Annotated in this window: 13 protein-coding genes and 1 pseudogene; 7 read left to right on the forward strand and 7 right to left on the reverse strand. The window is 37.4% G+C overall.

The window, feature by feature from the left end; all coding sequences use genetic code 11:
- Positions 1–238 precede the first annotated feature (238 nt).
- Complete coding sequence (locus tag PL9631_RS11885) at positions 239–1,330, forward strand: ISAs1 family transposase (RefSeq protein WP_083616174.1); 1,092 nt, start codon at positions 239–241, stop codon at positions 1,328–1,330.
- Between the two features lie 643 nt (positions 1,331–1,973).
- Here PL9631_RS11885 and PL9631_RS11895 read toward each other — a convergent pair.
- Positions 1,974–2,753: a transposase family protein gene (locus PL9631_RS11895; RefSeq protein ID WP_331281244.1), complete on the reverse strand. Its 780-nt coding sequence runs from the start codon at positions 2,751–2,753 to the stop codon at positions 1,974–1,976.
- Positions 2,754–2,945: a hypothetical protein gene (locus PL9631_RS11900; RefSeq protein ID WP_083620588.1), complete on the reverse strand. Its 192-nt coding sequence runs from the start codon at positions 2,943–2,945 to the stop codon at positions 2,754–2,756.
- A gap of 447 nt (positions 2,946–3,392) precedes the next feature.
- Between PL9631_RS11900 and dnaK the strand changes: the two genes are divergently transcribed.
- Positions 3,393–5,300, forward strand: coding sequence for a molecular chaperone DnaK (gene dnaK, locus PL9631_RS11905; protein WP_083620589.1), 1,908 nt, complete (start codon positions 3,393–3,395; stop codon positions 5,298–5,300).
- 108 nt (positions 5,301–5,408) lie between these two features.
- Positions 5,409–5,912, forward strand: a complete 504-nt coding sequence (locus PL9631_RS11910) for a DUF4112 domain-containing protein (protein ID WP_083620591.1) — start codon at positions 5,409–5,411, stop codon at positions 5,910–5,912.
- Positions 5,913–6,557: 645 nt separating this feature from the next.
- On the opposite strand, the pseudogene PL9631_RS11920 reads toward PL9631_RS11910, so the two are convergent.
- Positions 6,558–7,608 (reverse strand): annotated as a pseudogene (locus tag PL9631_RS11920) (transposase).
- A 107-nt stretch (positions 7,609–7,715) separates the two neighbouring features.
- On the reverse strand, positions 7,716–8,393 hold the full coding sequence (locus PL9631_RS11925) for a hypothetical protein (protein WP_083620594.1): 678 nt from the start codon (positions 8,391–8,393) through the stop codon (positions 7,716–7,718).
- A gap of 196 nt (positions 8,394–8,589) precedes the next feature.
- Between PL9631_RS11925 and PL9631_RS11930 the strand changes: the two genes are divergently transcribed.
- Together PL9631_RS11930 and PL9631_RS11935 are read left to right on the forward strand one after the other, a co-directional pair.
- The gene (locus tag PL9631_RS11930) at positions 8,590–9,210 is read left to right on the forward strand and encodes a PD-(D/E)XK nuclease family protein (protein WP_083620595.1); all 621 of its coding nucleotides are present in this window, start codon (positions 8,590–8,592) and stop codon (positions 9,208–9,210) included.
- A 230-nt stretch (positions 9,211–9,440) separates the two neighbouring features.
- Complete coding sequence (locus tag PL9631_RS11935) at positions 9,441–10,829, forward strand: cobyrinate a,c-diamide synthase (RefSeq protein ID WP_083620597.1); 1,389 nt, start codon at positions 9,441–9,443, stop codon at positions 10,827–10,829.
- A gap of 139 nt (positions 10,830–10,968) precedes the next feature.
- On the opposite strand, the gene PL9631_RS11940 is transcribed toward PL9631_RS11935, so the two are convergent.
- Entirely contained in the window at positions 10,969–11,805 is an 837-nt protein-coding gene (locus PL9631_RS11940) for a metal ABC transporter permease (RefSeq protein ID WP_083620598.1), read from the reverse strand.
- Between the two features lie 86 nt (positions 11,806–11,891).
- A complete protein-coding gene (locus PL9631_RS11945; RefSeq protein ID WP_083620600.1) occupies positions 11,892–13,730 on the reverse strand; it encodes an aspartate kinase in 1,839 nt (612 codons plus the stop codon).
- Between the two features lie 317 nt (positions 13,731–14,047).
- On the opposite strand from PL9631_RS11945, the gene PL9631_RS11950 reads away from it, so the two are divergent.
- Both PL9631_RS11950 and PL9631_RS11955 read left to right on the forward strand, forming a co-directional pair.
- Positions 14,048–16,816: a hybrid sensor histidine kinase/response regulator gene (locus PL9631_RS11950; protein ID WP_156090543.1), complete on the forward strand. Its 2,769-nt coding sequence runs from the start codon at positions 14,048–14,050 to the stop codon at positions 16,814–16,816.
- A gap of 49 nt (positions 16,817–16,865) precedes the next feature.
- Entirely contained in the window at positions 16,866–18,125 is a 1,260-nt protein-coding gene (locus tag PL9631_RS11955) for a sensor histidine kinase (RefSeq protein ID WP_083620603.1), read from the forward strand.
- Positions 18,126–18,335: 210 nt separating this feature from the next.
- Here the strand turns inward: PL9631_RS11955 and PL9631_RS11960 are convergent, their stop codons facing one another.
- A complete protein-coding gene (locus PL9631_RS11960; RefSeq protein WP_083616166.1) occupies positions 18,336–19,418 on the reverse strand; it encodes an IS630 family transposase in 1,083 nt (360 codons plus the stop codon).
- Positions 19,419–19,437: the final 19 nt, after the last annotated feature.

Below are 19,437 nucleotides of genomic sequence, written 5' to 3' on the forward strand. Positions count from 1 at the left end.
TTTAATGTTCCTGGTGCTTTAATCAATCAAACCCGTAGGGGCGGGTTCAACAAAATCTGACAAATCCCACCAATAATCTTTATAAACCCGCCCCACTAAAGGGCTAAAGGACAAAGGGCTAAGAATCCTGGCCAGCAAGAGCAGGGTGTTTTCATTGTCGGGGGTAAAAAAGAAAATAAAAGTGATCTTTTTTTGGTAAAATCAAAGAAAGATCACTTTTATTTGATTTTAAAAAACTATGTTAAACAGTATAATCGAACAACTGAAGTTAGTCAAGGATTTTCGGAAAAATCGTGGTAAAAGACATGAATTATGGGTAGTGTTGACTATCATTGTTTTAGCACTGCTAACTGGCAATGTTACTTATAAGCAAATAGATAATTTTAGAAAAAATGAAGAAAATAAGCTAATTAAATTATTAGAAACTAACACTAAAAAATTGCCGTCTTATAGTACCATAAGACGAGTAATGCTCGGAATAAATTCAATAGAAATTCAGTTGGTTTTTCAGTCAATAGTCCAGGAATATTATTGGCAACAAGAAGGCGTTGATTGGATTGCGATCGATGGAAAATCTTTAAAAAACACCCTGACTAACTATGAAAATCAGAAACAAAATATGTTAATTATGGTATCTTGGTTTAGTCAAGAAACAAAGTTAGTAATTAAATCGGAAAGTTTTGAAAGTAAACAAAGTTCTGAAAACGCTAAAGTTCTGTCTATGATAGAAAAATGCGGGTTATTAAATAAAGTATTTACCCTCGATGCTCTCCATTGTAGTAAGGAAACAACTCAGGCAATAATTGAGAGCAAAAATAATTATTTAATTACGGTAAAAGGGAATCAAATTAAATTGCACAATCGGATCAAGATTTTAGCAGAAATCGAAAAACCTTTAACGGTATATGAAGAAAAAGATGTCAGTCATGGGCGAAATATTAGCAGAAAAGTATCAGTATTTGATAGCCAAAATGTCAACCATAAAAATTATCCTCATCTTCAAAGTTTTATTCAGGTAGAAAGAACGGGTTTTCGGGGTGATCAAGAATATAATGAGACTTTATATTATATTAGTAGTCAGAAATTAAGTGCGAAAACATTTGCAGAAAAAATTAAAGCACATTGGTTAATTGAAAATCAAGTACATTGGGTCAAAGATGTGAATTTTAATGAAGATAAATCAAGAATAAAAGGCATAGACGTAGCCGGAAAATTCTCGTTATTAGTAACATTAATTTTGAATATATACAGAAGTTTGGGTTTTAGCTCAATAAAAGAGGGACAGTCATGGTTGGGAAATAATTGGGAAAAGATTTTAGCGATCGCCTGAATTAATTAAGTTTTTAAAACTATTTTTCTAAAAAAACATTCAAAATATTTAATAATAAATAGTCATAAAGTCTTATTAATCAAGACAATGGCTATCTTTTGCTGTTAATAAATATGAAAATTGTTCATTCTTAATATTTCCCACTTATCTGATGAAAATTAGAGAGAATTTGATCGGAAAAATTGATAATTTTTTTTGAAGATAGCGATCGCATTTGGGAAAATGAAAACCCCCTGCTGTTACTATGGGGATTGATTTATCCCTGGTTAGATATTTTTCCTAACTCCGATTTGTTGCTGGGATTCAATCAACTCATTGGTATAATGAATGAATTTAAACCCTTTTATTCTTCTGGATAAATTAGTTGATTTACTACTAGCTTAATTCGGAGAGTGACAAAAGAGGGATATAATGTACTGCTTCCGCTTCTGGAAGCGCACCTTTTCCCCTGACTAACTCCCAAAAGTTCTGTCCGGCAATATATTCCATTAGACATCTCCGAAAATCCTCAAACGCCCTCTATCGCTACTTTTTGAGCCTCTAGCACTCCTGTGCCGGGTTCTCCTAAAGTAACGGATTCATAGGCTTTTTCAGTTACATTAATAATAATTAATGAATTTTATTTCTGATATTCAATCATTTTTCAAAAGTATTCTGGGCAATTCTTAGATGATAATACAATCGCTCCTATTCGCCATCTTATTAGTCCACATACTGTCAAGATTACTGCTTCATAATTTTGGCTCTTTAACCGAAATCTTTCGGAAGCAACTCGATAAATTTTTATCAGTCTTATTAAATGTTCGACTACAATCCTTTGTTTGGCTTTTAACCGATTTTCTTCTCGATGTTCAAGGGATATTTCTTGATTCCTCGGTTTCTTATGTGGTGTATTAATTGCTGTTTCCCCTACATAAGCTTTATCCCCCCTGTATTTTTGATGATTCCCCAATTCCTCCCTTCTTTCTCTCCACAATTTCAGATCGCTTGTTGCTCCGGTATAACCCACAGCTACATCCACTATTTCTTTCCCGCTCGGCATGACAATGACTTGATTTTTAAACGTATGTGTTTTTTTCTTTCCTGAGTAATATTTTTTCTGCTCTTCGTTGTCTATTGGTCTTTGCATGGGCTGTTCATAGCTATCTACTATTAACTCAAATTCCAGCAGAATTTCTTCTACCCACTCCCAATCACTCTCGTTTTTTTTTACTTGCTCAACTAAACTGGCTGGCAGTAATTCTCTGAAGATTTTTATCCAGTTATGGAAAATATCATTCGCTGTTGATTCACTCACTTCAAACTGTAACCCTAACATTTGAAATGTGGGCATCTGATGCAGATAAATTAGAGTTAGTAAGATTTGTTCATCGACAATAGCCTTTTTGTTTGCTGGGGATTCTTGTCCAGATAGCCTCTTAATTTAGTCATCTCTCCTTGGGGTAAAATCTAATTTTACCATCAAGTATCCCTCCCCATTTTTATTTCGGAGATGTCTAATATCTTCCCCTTTGCGGTTTCGCGCTAAAAAGGTAATACCAAAACCGCCTTCCCCTAGTTTTTTGATGATAGTATAGCGATCGCCATAAAGTTTTGTACCGGGTTGCCAAGCCATATTTTCTCAAATTGATAGCTATGGTTATTATGCCATATTAATTGACTGAAAATATTACCTATTATTTTATTAGGATTTTAGCGATCGCTTTTTCCATCCTCGTAGTGAGTCCTTCAGGACTCAGCCCTAAAGGGCTTACTACAATTTATCGGAAACTACAACCTAAAATATACGGTTTGCCACAATACCAAAACCGATCGCAGTTCCTACAGTAGTAGATGTGAACAACAAAGGGCAACTGTCCAAAGTTGAAGTCAAACCGTCCCAAATAGGTTCGGTAAACACGCCTTCAAGGAATGGACAAACCGCCCCCAGTATAGAGATAAGCAATCGTATCTTAAAAACTGTATGGAAATTGGACTCGCCGAGTCCAGAAGTCGAATTAAAACGACTAACCTCAAACAGAATCTAACTTTTTTGTAGTAAATTGGAGAACAATTAAAGAATATGGGAAAAGTAGTAGGCATTGACTTAGGAACCACTAACTCTTGCGTCGCCGTGATGGAAGGGGGGAAACCCACCGTTATCGCTAATGCGGAAGGGTTACGCACCACACCTTCGGTTGTAGCTTTCGCTAAAAATGGTGACGAACTGGTGGGTCAAATTGCCAAACGTCAGTCGGTGATGAACCCCGAAAATACCTTTTATTCGGTTAAACGGTTTATCGGACGCAAATCAGAAGAAGTTAACAACGAATCTAAAGAAGTTTCTTATAAGGTGCTGCGCGATAGCAGTGGTAATGTTAAATTAGATTCCCCCGCCCGCAATAAACAATTTGCCCCGGAAGAAATATCCGCCAAAGTGTTGAGAAAACTGGTTGATGATGCCAGTAAATATTTAGGCGAAACCGTTAAAGAAGCTGTTATCACCGTTCCTGCTTATTTTAACGACTCCCAACGTCAAGCAACTAAAGACGCGGGTAGAATTGCTGGAATTGAAGTTAAACGGATTATTAACGAACCTACCGCGGCTTCCTTGGCCTATGGTTTGGAACAAAAAAGTAACGAAACTATTTTAGTTTTTGACCTAGGGGGCGGTACTTTTGACGTCTCGATTTTAGAAGTCGGGGACGGGGTATTTGAAGTGTTATCAACCTCTGGAGATACTCACCTGGGAGGAGATGATTTTGATAAGAAAATCGTTGACTACCTAGCAGAAGAATTCCAGAGAAATGAAGGAGTTGATCTTCGCAAAGATAAACAAGCCCTGCAACGGTTAACCGAAGCCTCGGAGAAAGCTAAACAAGAACTGTCCAGCGTTACCCAAACTGAGATTAACCTGCCTTTTATCACGGCGACCCAAGATGGCCCGAAACATCTGGATATGACCTTAACCCGGGCAAAATTTGAACAATTGTGTTCTGATTTAATTGATCGGTGTCTGACGCCCGTAGAAAAAGCCATCACTGATTCTAAACTCAAAAAGTCTGATATTGATGAAGTGGTGTTAGTGGGCGGTTCGACCCGAATTCCGGCGATTCAAAAATTAGTTCGGGACGCCCTGGGTAAAGAACCTAACCAAACCGTTAACCCCGATGAAGTGGTGGCTTTAGGGGCTGCGATTCAAGCTGGGGTGTTATCGGGCGAAGTCAAAGACATTCTGCTGTTAGACGTTACGCCGTTGTCCTTGGGTGTGGAAACCCTCGGTGGGGTGATGACTAAAATTATTCCGCGTAACACGACTATTCCTACCAAGAAATCGGAAGTGTTCTCAACGGCGGTTGATGGTCAAACTAACGTAGAAATCCATGTTCTCCAAGGAGAACGGGAAATGTCGAACGATAACAAGAGTTTGGGAACTTTCCGCCTCGATGGTATTCCTCCCTCGCCCCGGGGTGTTCCTCAAATTGAAGTGATTTTTGATATCGACGCCAACGGGATTTTGAACGTGACCGCGAAGGATAAGGGGACTGGAAAAGAACAGTCCATCAGCATCACAGGCGCGTCTACCCTCCCCGATGACGAAGTACAACGGATGGTACGGGAAGCCGAACAAAATGCCGCCACCGACAAAGAACGTCGGGAGCGCATTGAACGGAAAAACCAAGCCGATACCCTTTCTTATCAAGCGGAAAAACAGCTTAATGAGTTAGGTGATAAGGTTCCTGAAGCTGATAAAACCAAGATTGAAGGGATGGTGAAGGAACTGCGGGAAGCGATCGCCCAGGATGATGATGATAAGATTAAAACCTTAACTACGGATTTACAACAAGCGTTATTTGCGGTGGGTTCTAATCTCTATCAACAAGCGGGTGGCGGTGTTCCCCCTGAAGACGGTGGCCCTAGTGCTGGCGGTTCTACCCCTCCAGGTGGCGGTGATGATGTGATTGATGCTGACTTCACCGAATCTAAATAATTTCGTTGTTGTGCTTTAGCACCATCTTAGTTGTTGTGATTTAGCACGATTATTCCTCCCTCCTTTATTTTAAGCCGGGGGGAATTTTTATTATTAAATGCAAACAAAATGAAATCTATAAAACCCTCAAATTCTAATCTCGAAAGAATTGTTATTGTCCGCAGAATGCGAAGTCTGAGCACTCTTTTAGATAATGCTATTCGAGTTCCTGGTACATCAATTGGGTTTGGAATTGATCCAATTTTGGGATTAATTCCTGGGGGCGGCGATATATTAGGAGGAGTGTTATCGATTTATATTGTATTTGAGGCGTTTAAGTTGGGTTTACCTCAAGAACGGTTAATTACAATGGTCTCCAATATTGCCCTAGAAACTATTACGGGAACTGTCCCGGTGTTTGGAGATATTTTTGATGTCGCTTGGAAAGCTAATGTTAAAAACGTAGAAATTTTAGAAGATTACGTTAATTCTCCAGAAGATGGAAAAAAAGCAGATTCTTGGTTTATTTTTCTATTATTGGGGGGATTGTTATTATTAATTATATTTATTGCTATTATCGGTATTGCTATTTTTACGCTACTTTTACAAGTATTGAGTGCTATTTTTTCCTAGATTGATTCATGGTTATTCATCTTAGGGTGATTCGGGCATTAAAATATAAGCGATCGCTATTTTGTTAATTTCTGAAACAACAGTAGCTATAACAGAAAAAACCGCCCTAAAACCATGATCTTTCAAATATAATTTATATTCGGCTATAATATCCCTGGTGGGAATGGATTTGTGTTTCCTTGACAAACCCAAGCCGCCCAAAAATAGGGATTGGCTAAGGGTTGAAAATTAGGAGAATTTTTAATATCATCTATTAGACATCTCCGAAATAAAAATGGGGAGGGATACTTGATGGTAAAATTAGATTTTACCCCAAGGAGAGATGACTAAATTAAGAGGCTATCTGGACAAGAATCCCCAGCAAACAAAAAGGCTATTAGGGATGGAATATGAACAGTTGATAGAACTAATTCAAGCCGCGGAGTTATTAGAACAAGAAAAACGACAGGAACAAGAAAAAGCTAAGATCAGGTTGATTAAAGCAGGTGGGGGTCGTCACCAGAAATTATCTGTCGATGAACAAATCTTACTAACTCTAATTTATCTGCATCAGATGCCCACATTTCAAATGTTAGGGTTACANGGCTTGCTGAAAAAGTAACAGAAAAGGAAACGAATGATTAACTAGCTAATGAAGTCAGAAGGTCAGATAAGTTTTTTTCGAGGTAATGAGTTAAGAGATAACTTGTCATAATCAATGACTTGAAAAAAGTAATGGAATAAAAAAATTGACCCCAAAATCTGTCTAAGAATCACAGAGAGATTCATGACTAAAAAAGTAATAGCAATTGCCGTTTCGGAAGTATGAGCTAGTTTATTCATAATCCGATTCAGGCTAAATCTTCTTTTTCCTTGGCCAAATTTGCCTTCAATAGAATTCCGAATCTTTTCATCTTCTGACGCCTGCTTCTTAGTAGCTTTACTAATATTTACTGGAGGTCTACCTAACGGGGGGCCACTCATTCTAATCCCCTTTTCTTTACACCAAGCTCGGTTGTCTCTAGTTCGGTAAATTTTATCTACATGGACTGACTCAGGATAATGTCCCGTATATTCTTTAAAAGCCTCTATTTGTGCTTTTAAATCACATGATTCGTTAAAATTATCCCAACTAATCCGGTCAAGAAATACATATTCATCCAGACAACTAGCAGACAATTTGGCTCCAAATTCTACTGACGTTCCGGCTTTTCCTCGGACAATTGGACGAATATGGGGTTGGCTTAAACTTACGATTCTGTCGGAAATACTTTGTTTGTTATGATCATACATCCATTGCTGTTGACGATAAACTTCTGATACCACTAATAAACTCTTATATTGTCTGTCATTCAATTCATCCAGCCTCCCTCTATTGGCGATTATTTGGTCTATATGTCCTAAGTTTCGTTTAATATATTGCATCGGACAACCCAATAAAATACTGCAAGTAGGGATTTTCTTTGATTTGTTCTACTGTCTCTCTATCACTTATCCCTAATTTTTCTTTAATGATTAAGGCTCCCAATGCCATTCTAAATGTTTTGGCTGGTGCTCCCATAACAGATGAGAATAATTCTGCGTATTCCGCTTCAAATTCTGCCCACGGTATCCATTGGGCCATGATTACCCACCGATTCTCTTCTGAGAGTTTTCCCTCAAATGGCAGTTTGAACTCTTCGGGTGGTGTCCTTGGTTGCTCGTCTTTACGGTACATTTTCACCGACTCATGCAAGGTTTTTGCGTTATTTTACACCCATCCCTTGCACCTGATTCATTTTTTCTTGTCTTCACCTCCCCTCTGTTCTGGCTTTTCGCCTTTTTTCAGCAAGCCCTAATTACTGCTAATAATTGTTCTTTTCCTTCTTCAACTGGAGCAAAAGCAGGGTTAGGTGCGGAGGATTGAGGTAGTGTTATCTCTCCTTTATCCAAATACGACTGAGGAGCATATTCTGATGGACACCAACAGTACATTCCGCCAGAGGGTTCTCGTTCTAATAAAATTAAGTGTCCAGGTTGATCAAGATTAATTTTGAAAAGAAAATCACTATGAAGCGGTACAGTATCAAGATAACTTTTAGGTCGTGGTTTCAAGCTTGATAAACTTGGTAAAACTGGCCCCATTCTATTCTTAGCCGTTGTTTGTGTTTTCAGTTCATCCCAAAGTTGTTGTTTCAACCATTGTAGATAAACTGTCCCTCGTAACCAAGATTTAGCACTTAGAGATTTATCTCTACTCTTAAAATCACAGCCTTGTTCTGTCATTTTCCTGAAGATATTTTTGGTGAGATAGTCTTTTAAAACTTGAGGATAATTAACGTCAGGTTTACTACCTTCTAACTTATCTTTTAATTTATCAGCTAGATCATCATGTGTTTTCTGATCATTGCTACTGCGGAACCGTTCAACGAATACTAATTTACATCTATCCTTGAAACCCCATTGATCAGCGATCGCATTGAGAAACATCTCCTCGTTATCATTATATTCTTTAGAAATCATATTAAATTTGCCTTATTGATTTAATTACTATCATCAGTATATAAGCAATTTTCTGGTTTGCCTAGAGGGTTTCTACTCGGTTCTACTTGATTCTACTCAGTTCGATCAAGCTCTATATTCTTCTATTTTTTGCGATTTACAAACTCAGATTTAAAGATTAATTTAAAGAGGTAATCAATCAATAGAGGCTAAGGCAATGAAACCAAGATTTAAGTATTATAGCTGGGTCACTCGTTTAGCTGAAATGCTAACAGATGATAAAAAGTGCCATTATGCACAAGCGTTAATGACTCAGTATCAAGTTGATAAAAAACTGAGTAACTATGATTCCTCAGAACATGATGAAATGGTTCTCGAAAGAGCAAGACAATTAGAATCAGAAGGTTATAAAGTGTATGTTGAGGAGCAAAATTCGTTCAAATATCATGGAAAATACTTTCCGATTTGTGTCGGAGGTAGACCGGATCTTAGACCCATGAAAGGTAATCAATTGATTGTAGAAGATTGTAAATCAGGCAGACGCAAACATTCTCACAAGATGCAAGTATTACTCTATATGTTTCTCCTTCCCTTTGCACCCGAAACTAAAGCTCTCTATCAAGGTAAAATTCCCCATGGACGAATTATTTATCAGGATGGAATTGTCGAAATATTTCCAGAAGAAGTTAACGCAGAATTTCAACAAAAGTTACGAAATGTGATTGCAACGTTGTGTAATTCAACATTACCTCAAGCAACACCGAATAAATGGGAATGTCGTTATTGTCCAATTCCTAATTCTCACTGTCCTGCTCATTATTCAGGTGAAATTGCATAATCATTATAAGTTAAAATTGCCGCGTAGGATGAAAAACACCCATTCTACGCAATAGCATCAGGTCTAAGAATCTGGTGCACATCTAAACTGGGGGGTTTAAAAATAGTTTGGGTTAACATAGGGATTAAAATAGTTTTATATTTTTAGTTATCGTGTTTAAGGTTATTATAACACTCAGACGCACCCAGAAACCTGGTATTTAATCCTTGATTGACTCAAACTGTTAGATTATGACCTTGATTATTGCCGGAGAACGTAGTGGTGTTGGTAAAACAACAATTACATTAGGGATTTTATCCTATTTAAAAAAACACTATTCTAATATCCAATCCTTTAAGGTTGGCCCCGATTATATTGATCCGATGTTTCATCACTATGTGACGGGTAAACCTTGTTATAATTTGGATTCAATTTTAACCTCTGAATCCTATATTAAAACCTGTTATCATCAACATATTCAGACTGCGGACTATGGCTTAATTGAAGGGGTGATGGGTTTGTTTGATGGCATTCCCGATGGAGAAAATGTTCCGATCGCTTCAACAGCCCAAATTGCCTTAATTCTGGATTTACCTGTGATTTTAGTCTTAGATTGTAGTCGATTATCGGGTTCTATTGCTGCGATCGCCATGGGTTTTAAAAACTTTAATCCCCATATAAAATTAGAGGGTTTGGTTTTAAATAAAGTCGGCAGCGATCGCCATTTAGAATTATTAAAAGCCTTCTTAGCCCCCCTGAATATTCCGATTATAGGAACAATTAAAAGACAGGAAAATATTGTGATTCCCGATCGCCATTTAGGGTTAATTCCTACGAATGAACTCCCCCAAATGGATTTATTCATTCAAGAGTTAGCTGAATTAGCGGAAAATTGGTTTGACTGGGAACAATTATTACCCTTATTAAAAAATACTTTAAGTTTTAATGATCGAGTAGACTATACTCCTACGCCATGGGTTGAAAACACCCATCAACCGATTAGAATTGCGATCGCTAAAGATGCTGCATTTAATTTTTATTATGCCGATAATTTAGAGATTTTGCAACAGTTGGGGGCAGAATTAATCGAATGGAGTCCGTTAAATGATGATCAATTACCTGAAGAAATTCAAGGATTATATTTTGGGGGAGGTTTTCCCGAGGTATTTGCCCAACAATTAAGTGAAAATCAGGTGGTTTTGAAAGCGCTTAAAACCGCTATTTTATCAGGAATGCCCACCTATGCCGAATGTGGGGGGTTAATGTATTTGTGTGAAAAAATTATTGACTTTGAAAATAATGCTTGGTCAATGCTGGGGATATTACCGACCACTGCGGTTATGGGAAAACGCTTAAAATTAGGGTATTATCAAGCCAAGGTGTTAACAAATACCCCTTTATTATCGGAGGGAGAAATCATCACAGGACATGAGTTTCATCGGTCTGAATTAAGGGAAAACCCCTCTCACCCTTTATATGAAATGCAGCGTTTTTTGTCCTCAGAAACTAACGCCCCCGTATTAGAAGGTTGGGGAAATTATCCTAATGTGCATGGGTCTTATTTACATCTCCATTGGGGAAATAGGATTGATATTCCTAGCCGTTTTTTAAAGTCTTGTAGGGAGTGGAATGTTATATGAAATCGAAAAAATAATGCTACGGCAGAGAATTATGAATTACGAATTACGAATTACGAATTGGGAATAGTTATTAGCCACCCGATCCTGATTAATAATTTGTAGCATACATTTAAGGATTTCATATTAGTATTTAAAACTTTTAATGTTTTATTCTTAATAATCCTTGGGTGGGACTGAATAAAAAAGTTAAGACAAATAACCCCGAGGTTACTAATACAATAGCTGGCCCGGAAGGGAGATTATAAAAATAACTCAGGTACATTCCGCTAATACTAGAAATTACCCCAATAATTACACCCAAGATCATAACTAAATGCAGACGTTCAACTAATAAATAAGCTGTGGCGGCGGGGGTAATTAATAGGGATAATACCAGGATGACACCGACGGCTTTTAAACTGGCAACAATGGTTAAGGCAATTAATCCCATTAATCCTAAATTAAGCAGGTTAACGGGTAAACCTGTGGCTTCTGCACCGAGGGGATCGAAGGTATAAAATAGCAGTTCTTTATAGATTAATGCAACTACAGTTAAGATAATAATAGCAATAATAAATGTATCCCTAACATCGTCTCCTGTTACTCCCAGAATATTACCGAATAGAAAATGATTCAGGTCAATTTTATTATCTTTTTGAACTAAAGTAATTAAAGTTATTCCTAATGCGAAAAATGCAGAAAATACTATTCCCATCGCCGCATCTTCTTTAATTCGAGAATAGGTTCTAATGATATTCATGCAAATTGTACTGAGAATTCCGGCAATAAAAGCCCCGACAAAGATATTAGCATTGAGGATAAAAGCGATCGCTAAACCGGGTAAAACAGAGTGACTAATGGCATCTCCTAATAATGCCAATCGTTGTACCATTAAATAGCTTCCGACAACGGCACAAATAATTCCGACTAAAATCGCTATAGTTAGCGATCGCTGCATAAAACTATATTGTAAAGGTTCGATCAAAAGATTAATCATTAGATTTAAACTCAAATCAAAGTTATATTATAGCTATTTGTAGGGGTAATTCATGAATTACCCCTACAAAATTTGGGGGAATTTGATCAAGCAACGGGGGCGCGTTCAGGAACAATAAAGGTTTTCTCCCCAGATAGTTCAAAGATTTCGTGAACCGCTTTTAATGCTTCTACGCCCTGGTCTTCATCCACTAAACAACTAACTTTAATTTCAGAAGTCGCAATCATAGAAATATTAATATTTCTGTTAGCTAAAGCCTCAAACATTTTAGCAGCTACCCCGGGATGATGTAACATTCCCGAACCCACAACACTTAGTTTGGCAATGGATTTATTCAGAATAATTTCACCACAGCCTAATTCAGATACCGCCCGTTCTAAAATTTGTTGAGATTCATCCGCATCTCCTTGGGCAACAGTAAAGGCAATATCTCTAGTTAAAATCCCATTAATTTGATGACAGCGTTGGGATTGAATAATCATATCCACACTGATATTATGGTCGGCTAAAAGGGAGAATATTTTGGCTGCCATCCCCGGACGATCGGGAATATAACGAATTGCTAAACGGGCTTGTTTAACATCTAATGCCACCCCACGCACGGGGGGTAAGGTTTGATTCTGGGAAGTTTTTTCTGGTTCAAAATTGCGGGATGGTTTTTCAGGAATATTAACCTCACAGGATTGACATAAAGCCACAACAGCCCGTTCACAATCTGCGGAGGAAATTACACAACTAACTTTAACTTCTGAAGTCGAAATCATCTGAATATTAATTCCGGCTTCGGCAAGGGTATTAAACATTTGGGAGGCAACTTTTGGGTGACCAATCATTCCTGCCCCCACAATACTAACCTTAGCAATAGGAGTATCATCTCCGGTGACTTCAGCATTACTAATATCCGAACTATTGGTTTTTCCTAAAGCGGGTAATAAGGCATCCGCAACGGCGATCGCTTTATTAAAATATTTTCGTTCTACAGTGAAGGTAATATCATTAATATTGGCTTCATGAATCGATTGAATAATTAAATCCACATCTAAATTTTGTGAGGCAATACCCCCAAATAATTTAGCCGCAATTCCGGGACGATCTGGTATTCTTAATAAAGAAACCGCCGCTTGATCCGTATCAAATTCCACACCATCTACCGGACGAGCTAATTCTAATCCTTCTAAGGGTCGAGGTTGTAGTTTGGGGGGAATAACTTTAGTTCCAGGGTCATCTGTCCAACTGGAACGAACGACTAAAGAAACCCCATAATTTCTAGCGATTTCTACGGCGCGAGGATGCAAAACTTTTGCCCCCAAACTGGCGAGTTCTAACATCTCATCACAGGTAATTTCTGTCATTAATTGAGCATTAGGAACTAAGCGGGGATCGGTGGTTAAAATCCCGGGAACATCCGTATAAATTTCACATAAATCAGCTTTTAAAGCCGCTGCTAAAGCCACCGCCGAGGTATCAGAACCGCCCCGTCCTAGGGTAGTAATTTCTAAATCATCTTGACTACTTACGCCTTGAAATCCGGCAACAACTACCACTTGTCCTTGATTTAAGTGACGTTCTATCCGTTCGGTTTCAATCTTTAAAATTCGGGCGCGAGTATGTTCGGCTTCGGTGACAATTCCCACTTGGGCACCGGTTAAAGAAATTGCAGGTTGTCCTAATTCCTGCAATGCCATACTTAATAAAGCGATACTGATTTGTTCTCCCGTTGAGAGTAACATATCCATCTCTCTACGGTTAGGAATCGGAGAAATTTGTTGGGCTAAACCAACTAATTGATCAGTGGTTTTTCCCATAGCAGAAAGAACGACAACCACTTGATGATCTTGGGCTGTTTTTAACACCCGTTGAGCCACCGATTGAATGCGTTCAACGGAACCGACCGAACTACCACCGTATTTTTGAATAATTAGCATATTAACTTCCGAGTTAGTGATTGGGATGGAACAATTAAACTAATTTAAGATTAGGCTGAATCAACCTATTATATTCTAAAGGGAAAGAGGAGAAAATCATCCTCAAGTTTGGAAAAATATTTCAGGAAATGTTGACATAAAGGGTATGGAAGTGGGGATTTTGGATTATAATATCATAGCACAGACAAATATAATCGCAATCATTTTATTACGGAAGTTGCCAAGTGTTAATATTTTCCGCAATTCATTAACTCCCGCTCTGGTTATCTTGTCTGATTATTTTAGATAAAGACAACATCATTAATCTGGAATACCCAATGTTTGAAAAACTTTCCCTCCGCTTTATTCTAATTGTTCCCTTTGTTTTACAAGTTTTTGCTGCGGTTAGTTTGACGGGCTATTTATCCCTGAGAAATGGGGAAAGAGCAGTTAATAATTTAGCGATCCAGTTACAAAATGAAGTCAGTAGTCGCATTTATCAACACTTAAATAATTATTTAGCGATCGCTCCTCAACTGAATCAAATCAATGCCCATGCCATTAAAACAGGAATCCTGAATCCAGATAATTCAACTGAACTCGTACAGTTTTTTTGGAAACAGCGAGTTACCTTTGATATTGGTTATGTATTATTGGGAACATCCACAAGAAAATTTTCCAGCGTGGGTAATTATTTTGGAGATAGTAGAATTGGTTGGGACAATGTAAGTTATCAAAATCATGGCAATTACTTGATGCACACTTTTGCCATTAATAGTCAGGGAAAACCCACAAAACTCCTCTTAAAAAGCCAGAAAGATTATTTATTTGAAAAAGAAGGATGGTATGCGGCGGGAGCCCAATTAGGAAAACCCACCTGGAGTAAAGTTTATAACTGGGAAGTTGAACCCTTTGCCCTGTGCATTGCCGCCAGTTATCCTTTATTTGATGATAATAAAAAATTAACTGGAGTCTTGGGTGTAGAAATGCGATTATCCCAAATTAGTGATTTTTTACAACAATTGAAAGTCAGTCCTTCCGGCCAAACTTTTATTATGGAACGGAATGGATTACTCATTGGTAGTTCCAGTGCTGAAGAACCTTTTCTCATCAAATCAGGACAAAAACCCCAAAGATTAAAAGCCATAGATAGTCAACAACCTTTAATTAAAGCCACCGCCAACTATTTAGAATCACAGGTTAAAAATCTTGAAACTATTGAAACAACTCAGAATCTGAATTTTTCTTGGAATAATGATCAACAATTTGTGGAAATTACTCCTTGGCGAGATCCTTTGGGTTTAGATTGGTTAGTGGTTGTGGTGGTTCCAGAATCAGATTTTATGGCAGAAATTCAGGCAAATACTCGGACTACAATTTTGCTATGTTTTGGGGCATTAATATTAGCAACTCTATCAGGAATTTATACCACTCGTCGGATTACTCAACCGATTTTACGCCTGAGTGCTGCATCGAAAACCATTGCCAAAGAAGCTCAACAGGGGTTTAAAGGGGACTTAGCTCAACCGAGGGTGGAAGAACCTAAAATCAAAGAATTAGGAGTTTTAGCCCATGCTTTTAATCAAATGATTCAACAGTTACAAGATGCTTTTATTACCTTAGAACAGGCAAATAAAGTATTAGAAAAACGGGTAGAAGAACGGACAATTGAACTGCAAACTGCTAAGGAAAAAGCGGATACAGCCAATCAAGCAAAAAGTGAGTTTTTAGCGAATATGAGCCACGAATTACGCACTCCCTTAAATGGAATTTTGGGCTATGCTCAAATTTTACAACAATTGGAACCTTTGACGGATAAAGGACAAAAAGGGGTGGAAATTATTCAACAATGTGGATATCATTTATTAACCCTGATTAATGATGTTTTAGATTTATCTAAAATTGAAGCTCGCAAAATGGAACTATACCCTTCTGATTTTCATTTTCCAGCATTTTTAGAAGGAGTATGCGAAATTTGTAATATTAAAGCCGAGCAGAAAAAAATTAAGTTTTATTATCGACCCCAAGACGGTCTTCCCATTGGTATTAAAGCCGATGAAAAACGTCTCAGACAAGTCTTAATTAATTTATTAGGAAATGCGATTAAATTTACGGATAAAGGGAGTGTAACCTTTTCAATTCAAGCTACATTTATCCCAGAAACTTCTATGTATCGCCTAAAGTTTCAAATTAAAGATACGGGAGTAGGGATGAATTTAGAACAAGTCTCTCGAATTTTTCTACCCTTTGAACAAGTCGGAGAAACCAAAAAAAATACAGAAGGAACTGGGTTAGGATTAGCCATTAGTCAACAAATTGTTTCCTTAATGGGAAGTCAACTTCAGGTAGAAAGTCAGGAGGGAGAAGGGAGTATTTTCTGGTTTGATGTGGAATTACCCGAAGCCAAAGAATGGGCAAATACCTCTCGAAATATTCAGAAAGGAACGGTTACTGGGTATCAAGCGGAAGAAAAAACTATTTTAATAGTAGATGATAATTGGGCAAATCGTTCTGTAATTGTCAATTTATTAGAACCGATTGGATTTAAAGTGGTAGAAGCTAATAATGGTCAAGAAGGATTACAGCAAGCGATCGCCATTCTTCCTAGTTTAATTATTACGGATTTGATCATGCCTCTCATGGATGGGTTTACATTAATTAATCTATTACGTCAATCGTCAAAACTCAAAGATATTCCAGTAATTGCCTCCTCTGCTAGTGTATTTGATAGTGATCAACATCGCAGTTTAAATGCGGGGGCTAATGCGTTTTTACCTAAACCCATTTCAGCCGATTTATTACTGAATTTATTGCAAGTTCACCTAAACTTAGAATGGATTTATCTAACCTCTGATGCTCCGGTTGAAACCCTGAAACCATCGGTAGATTTTCCCGCAGAAAATCCTAAAATTCCGGTTGAAATCCTCTCAAGATTATATGAATTAGCTCAAGAAGGAGATGTAGATGGTATAATAGAGAAAACCACCCTATTAGAAAATAATCATCCGATTTATTCTGCCTTTACTCAGCAAGTGATTCAGCTTACAGAAAACTTTCAACTCAAAAAGCTGCGAGAATTGTTGAATGAAACCCTCAGTCAATCTTAAAGCCTTGATTTTTCCCATAAAATTAAAATAAAATCCCCTATTTTTATCTATGCAAGACCTTGGTTTTATCCTGATTGTTGATGACAACCCCACTAATTTAGCCGTTTTATCCCAAACTCTAAAAAGTGCAGGATTTGCTGTGCGAGTCGCGGAAGATGGAGAAAGTGCTTTAGAATTAGTGGAACGGAAACAACCTGCCCTAATTTTATTAGATATACAAATGCCTGGGATAGATGGGTTTGAAACTTGCAAAAAATTAAAAGCTGATCCCAAAACTCAAGAAATTCCAATTATTTTTTTAACGGCTTTAACAAATACTGAAAATAAAGTCAAAGGACTTTCTTTAGGAGCAGTTGATTATATTGGTAAACCCTTTGAAAAGGAGGAGGTTTTAGCTCGGGTTCGTGTACATTTAGAACTCAAACATTTGACGGAAACCCTAGAAGAAAGGGTGGCAGAAAGGACAGCGATTTTAGAAAAAACCCAAGTTCAATTAGTGCAACAAGAAAAACTTTCAAGTCTCGGACAATTAGTGACCGGAATCGCCCATGAAATGAATAATCCGATTAGTTGTATTGTTAATAATATTCCTCCGGCGCAGGAATATGTCATGGATATTAATCATATTTTGAATTTGTGTCAAACCTATTATGATCAGCTACCTGAACCTCTCCAAACTGCGATTATTTCAACGGATTTAGATTTTATTTTAACTGATTTAAACGATCTGTTTAATTCTATGAAATTAAGTACGGAGCGAATTAAAGATATTTCCACTTCTTTAAGAAATTTTGCCCGATCTGATGTGTCCACTAAAGTTCTTTTTGATATTCATGATGGCATTGATAGCACACTATTAATTTTAAGTCATCGCTTTAAACCCCTAGGGGAAAATATGGCGATTCAATTGCTTAAAGAATATGGGGATTTACCGCCTATTTACTGCTATCCAGGTCAACTCAATCAAGTGTTTATGAATGTTTTAGCTAATGCCATTGATGCCTTAGAAGAAGCGAGTAACCATGGACTATTCAACCCTCGGATTCCCCTAATTACAATTCAAACTAGCCAACCAGAACCTCAATCGGTTTTAATTAAAATTTCTGATAATGGAATTGGCATGACCAAGGAAATTATTCAGCGAATTTTTGAACCTTTATTTACAACCAAACCCGTAGGTCAGGGAACAGGATTAGGATTGCTGATTGTAAATGAAATTATTGAAAAACACCGGGGTAAACTCAATCTAAATTCAACCCCAGGAGAGGGCACAAAATTAGAAATCTTACTTCCGTTGCATGAGCAATAAGCAATAGACTTGCTATAAAATATTAGTCGCTACCGATTTGAATTGAGAATTTCTGGTGCAGTAGATAGGGTTTCGGCGGCAGTTGTCATCCATTCAAATTCCGTCGGACTCCAAAGATGAGGAAATCGACAATGATGAGCAATTAATAAACCCCAAAGTTGGTTAGTAAGTAGGTGGTCATAAATAAAGTCAATAATAGAAAAAGATTGTTTAGGATAATTCTTGAGAGTTACTCAGGGAATTAAATCGCAAGCGATCGCAGGTACAATCATTTCTTTCGTTTCTATCTTCAATGGCTTGAATCACAGCTTGGCTCAAATCATATTCATCTTCAAACATTCTTCCCGCCAGTTCATGAGTTTTTAATTGATGCCATTCTGGTTCGATTTCATTCAATTCAGGGCTATAAGCAGACAGGAAGAAAAATTCTAATTTTTTGTCTTGCCACTCCCTTTCTTTTTCTTGTATTTTTTGACTTTTATGGACACTGTAGTTATCTTGAATCAGTACGGTAATTTGTCGAGTATTTTGAAAATGCTTTTCAGCTTTTTCCGCTTGCCAATCTATAAATTTTATGTAATTCTCACTTGTAATTCCTGACAAACTTAAACCGTACTCAAAACTTTTTCCTTTTTCTAATACTCCAATTACATTCAATCTTTTTCCTCGCTTTTTCGTCTGGTTTATTTGTTTCTGCTTCCCCTTTTTTACATAGGTGTAACTCACAGGACTCCATAAACAAAAACCTGCCTCATCTAAATATTTTAATCTGACCAAACCCTCTTCTTCATAACGCTTTAACGTCTCCAAATCTCTTTTCTTGCTCGCTGTTTTTTCGGGATTCTGTTTTTTCTTTAAACTGGCTTTTGTTCTTTTCCAGCGCCAGTCTTTTTTTTTTAAGATTTTTCTAATTCTTTCTGCGCTTAGTGCGATCGCTCTCTCTCGCAGAAGTTTTTCCGACAGTTGACGGCTATTATAAGTTCTTTCATCTGACTCTATACAAGTTTCTAAATATTCTATATCTTCTTCTTTCCACCTCCGTTTTCTTCCCGAACGAGGAGCATCAAATAATCCTTCTTTTTCTTGATTTATCCATCGAGTTATTGTTTTTCTTACCATGGCTTCTGAACACCTTAAAGTCTGGGCTATTTTTGAGACCATCCATCCTCCATCACTAAACATTAATATATCTATTCTCTGCCTTGTTCTTTTCGGAACTTTCTCTTGCTGATACAGAGTTAGTAGCTCTTGTTTTTCTTCTTCTGTTAGTTGAATTCTTAACCTCAGTGGCATGACTATTCCTCTGATATTT

The sequence above is a fragment of the Planktothrix paucivesiculata PCC 9631 genome, assembly GCF_900009265.2.
Lineage (GTDB): Bacteria > Cyanobacteriota > Cyanobacteriia > Cyanobacteriales > Microcoleaceae > Planktothrix > Planktothrix paucivesiculata.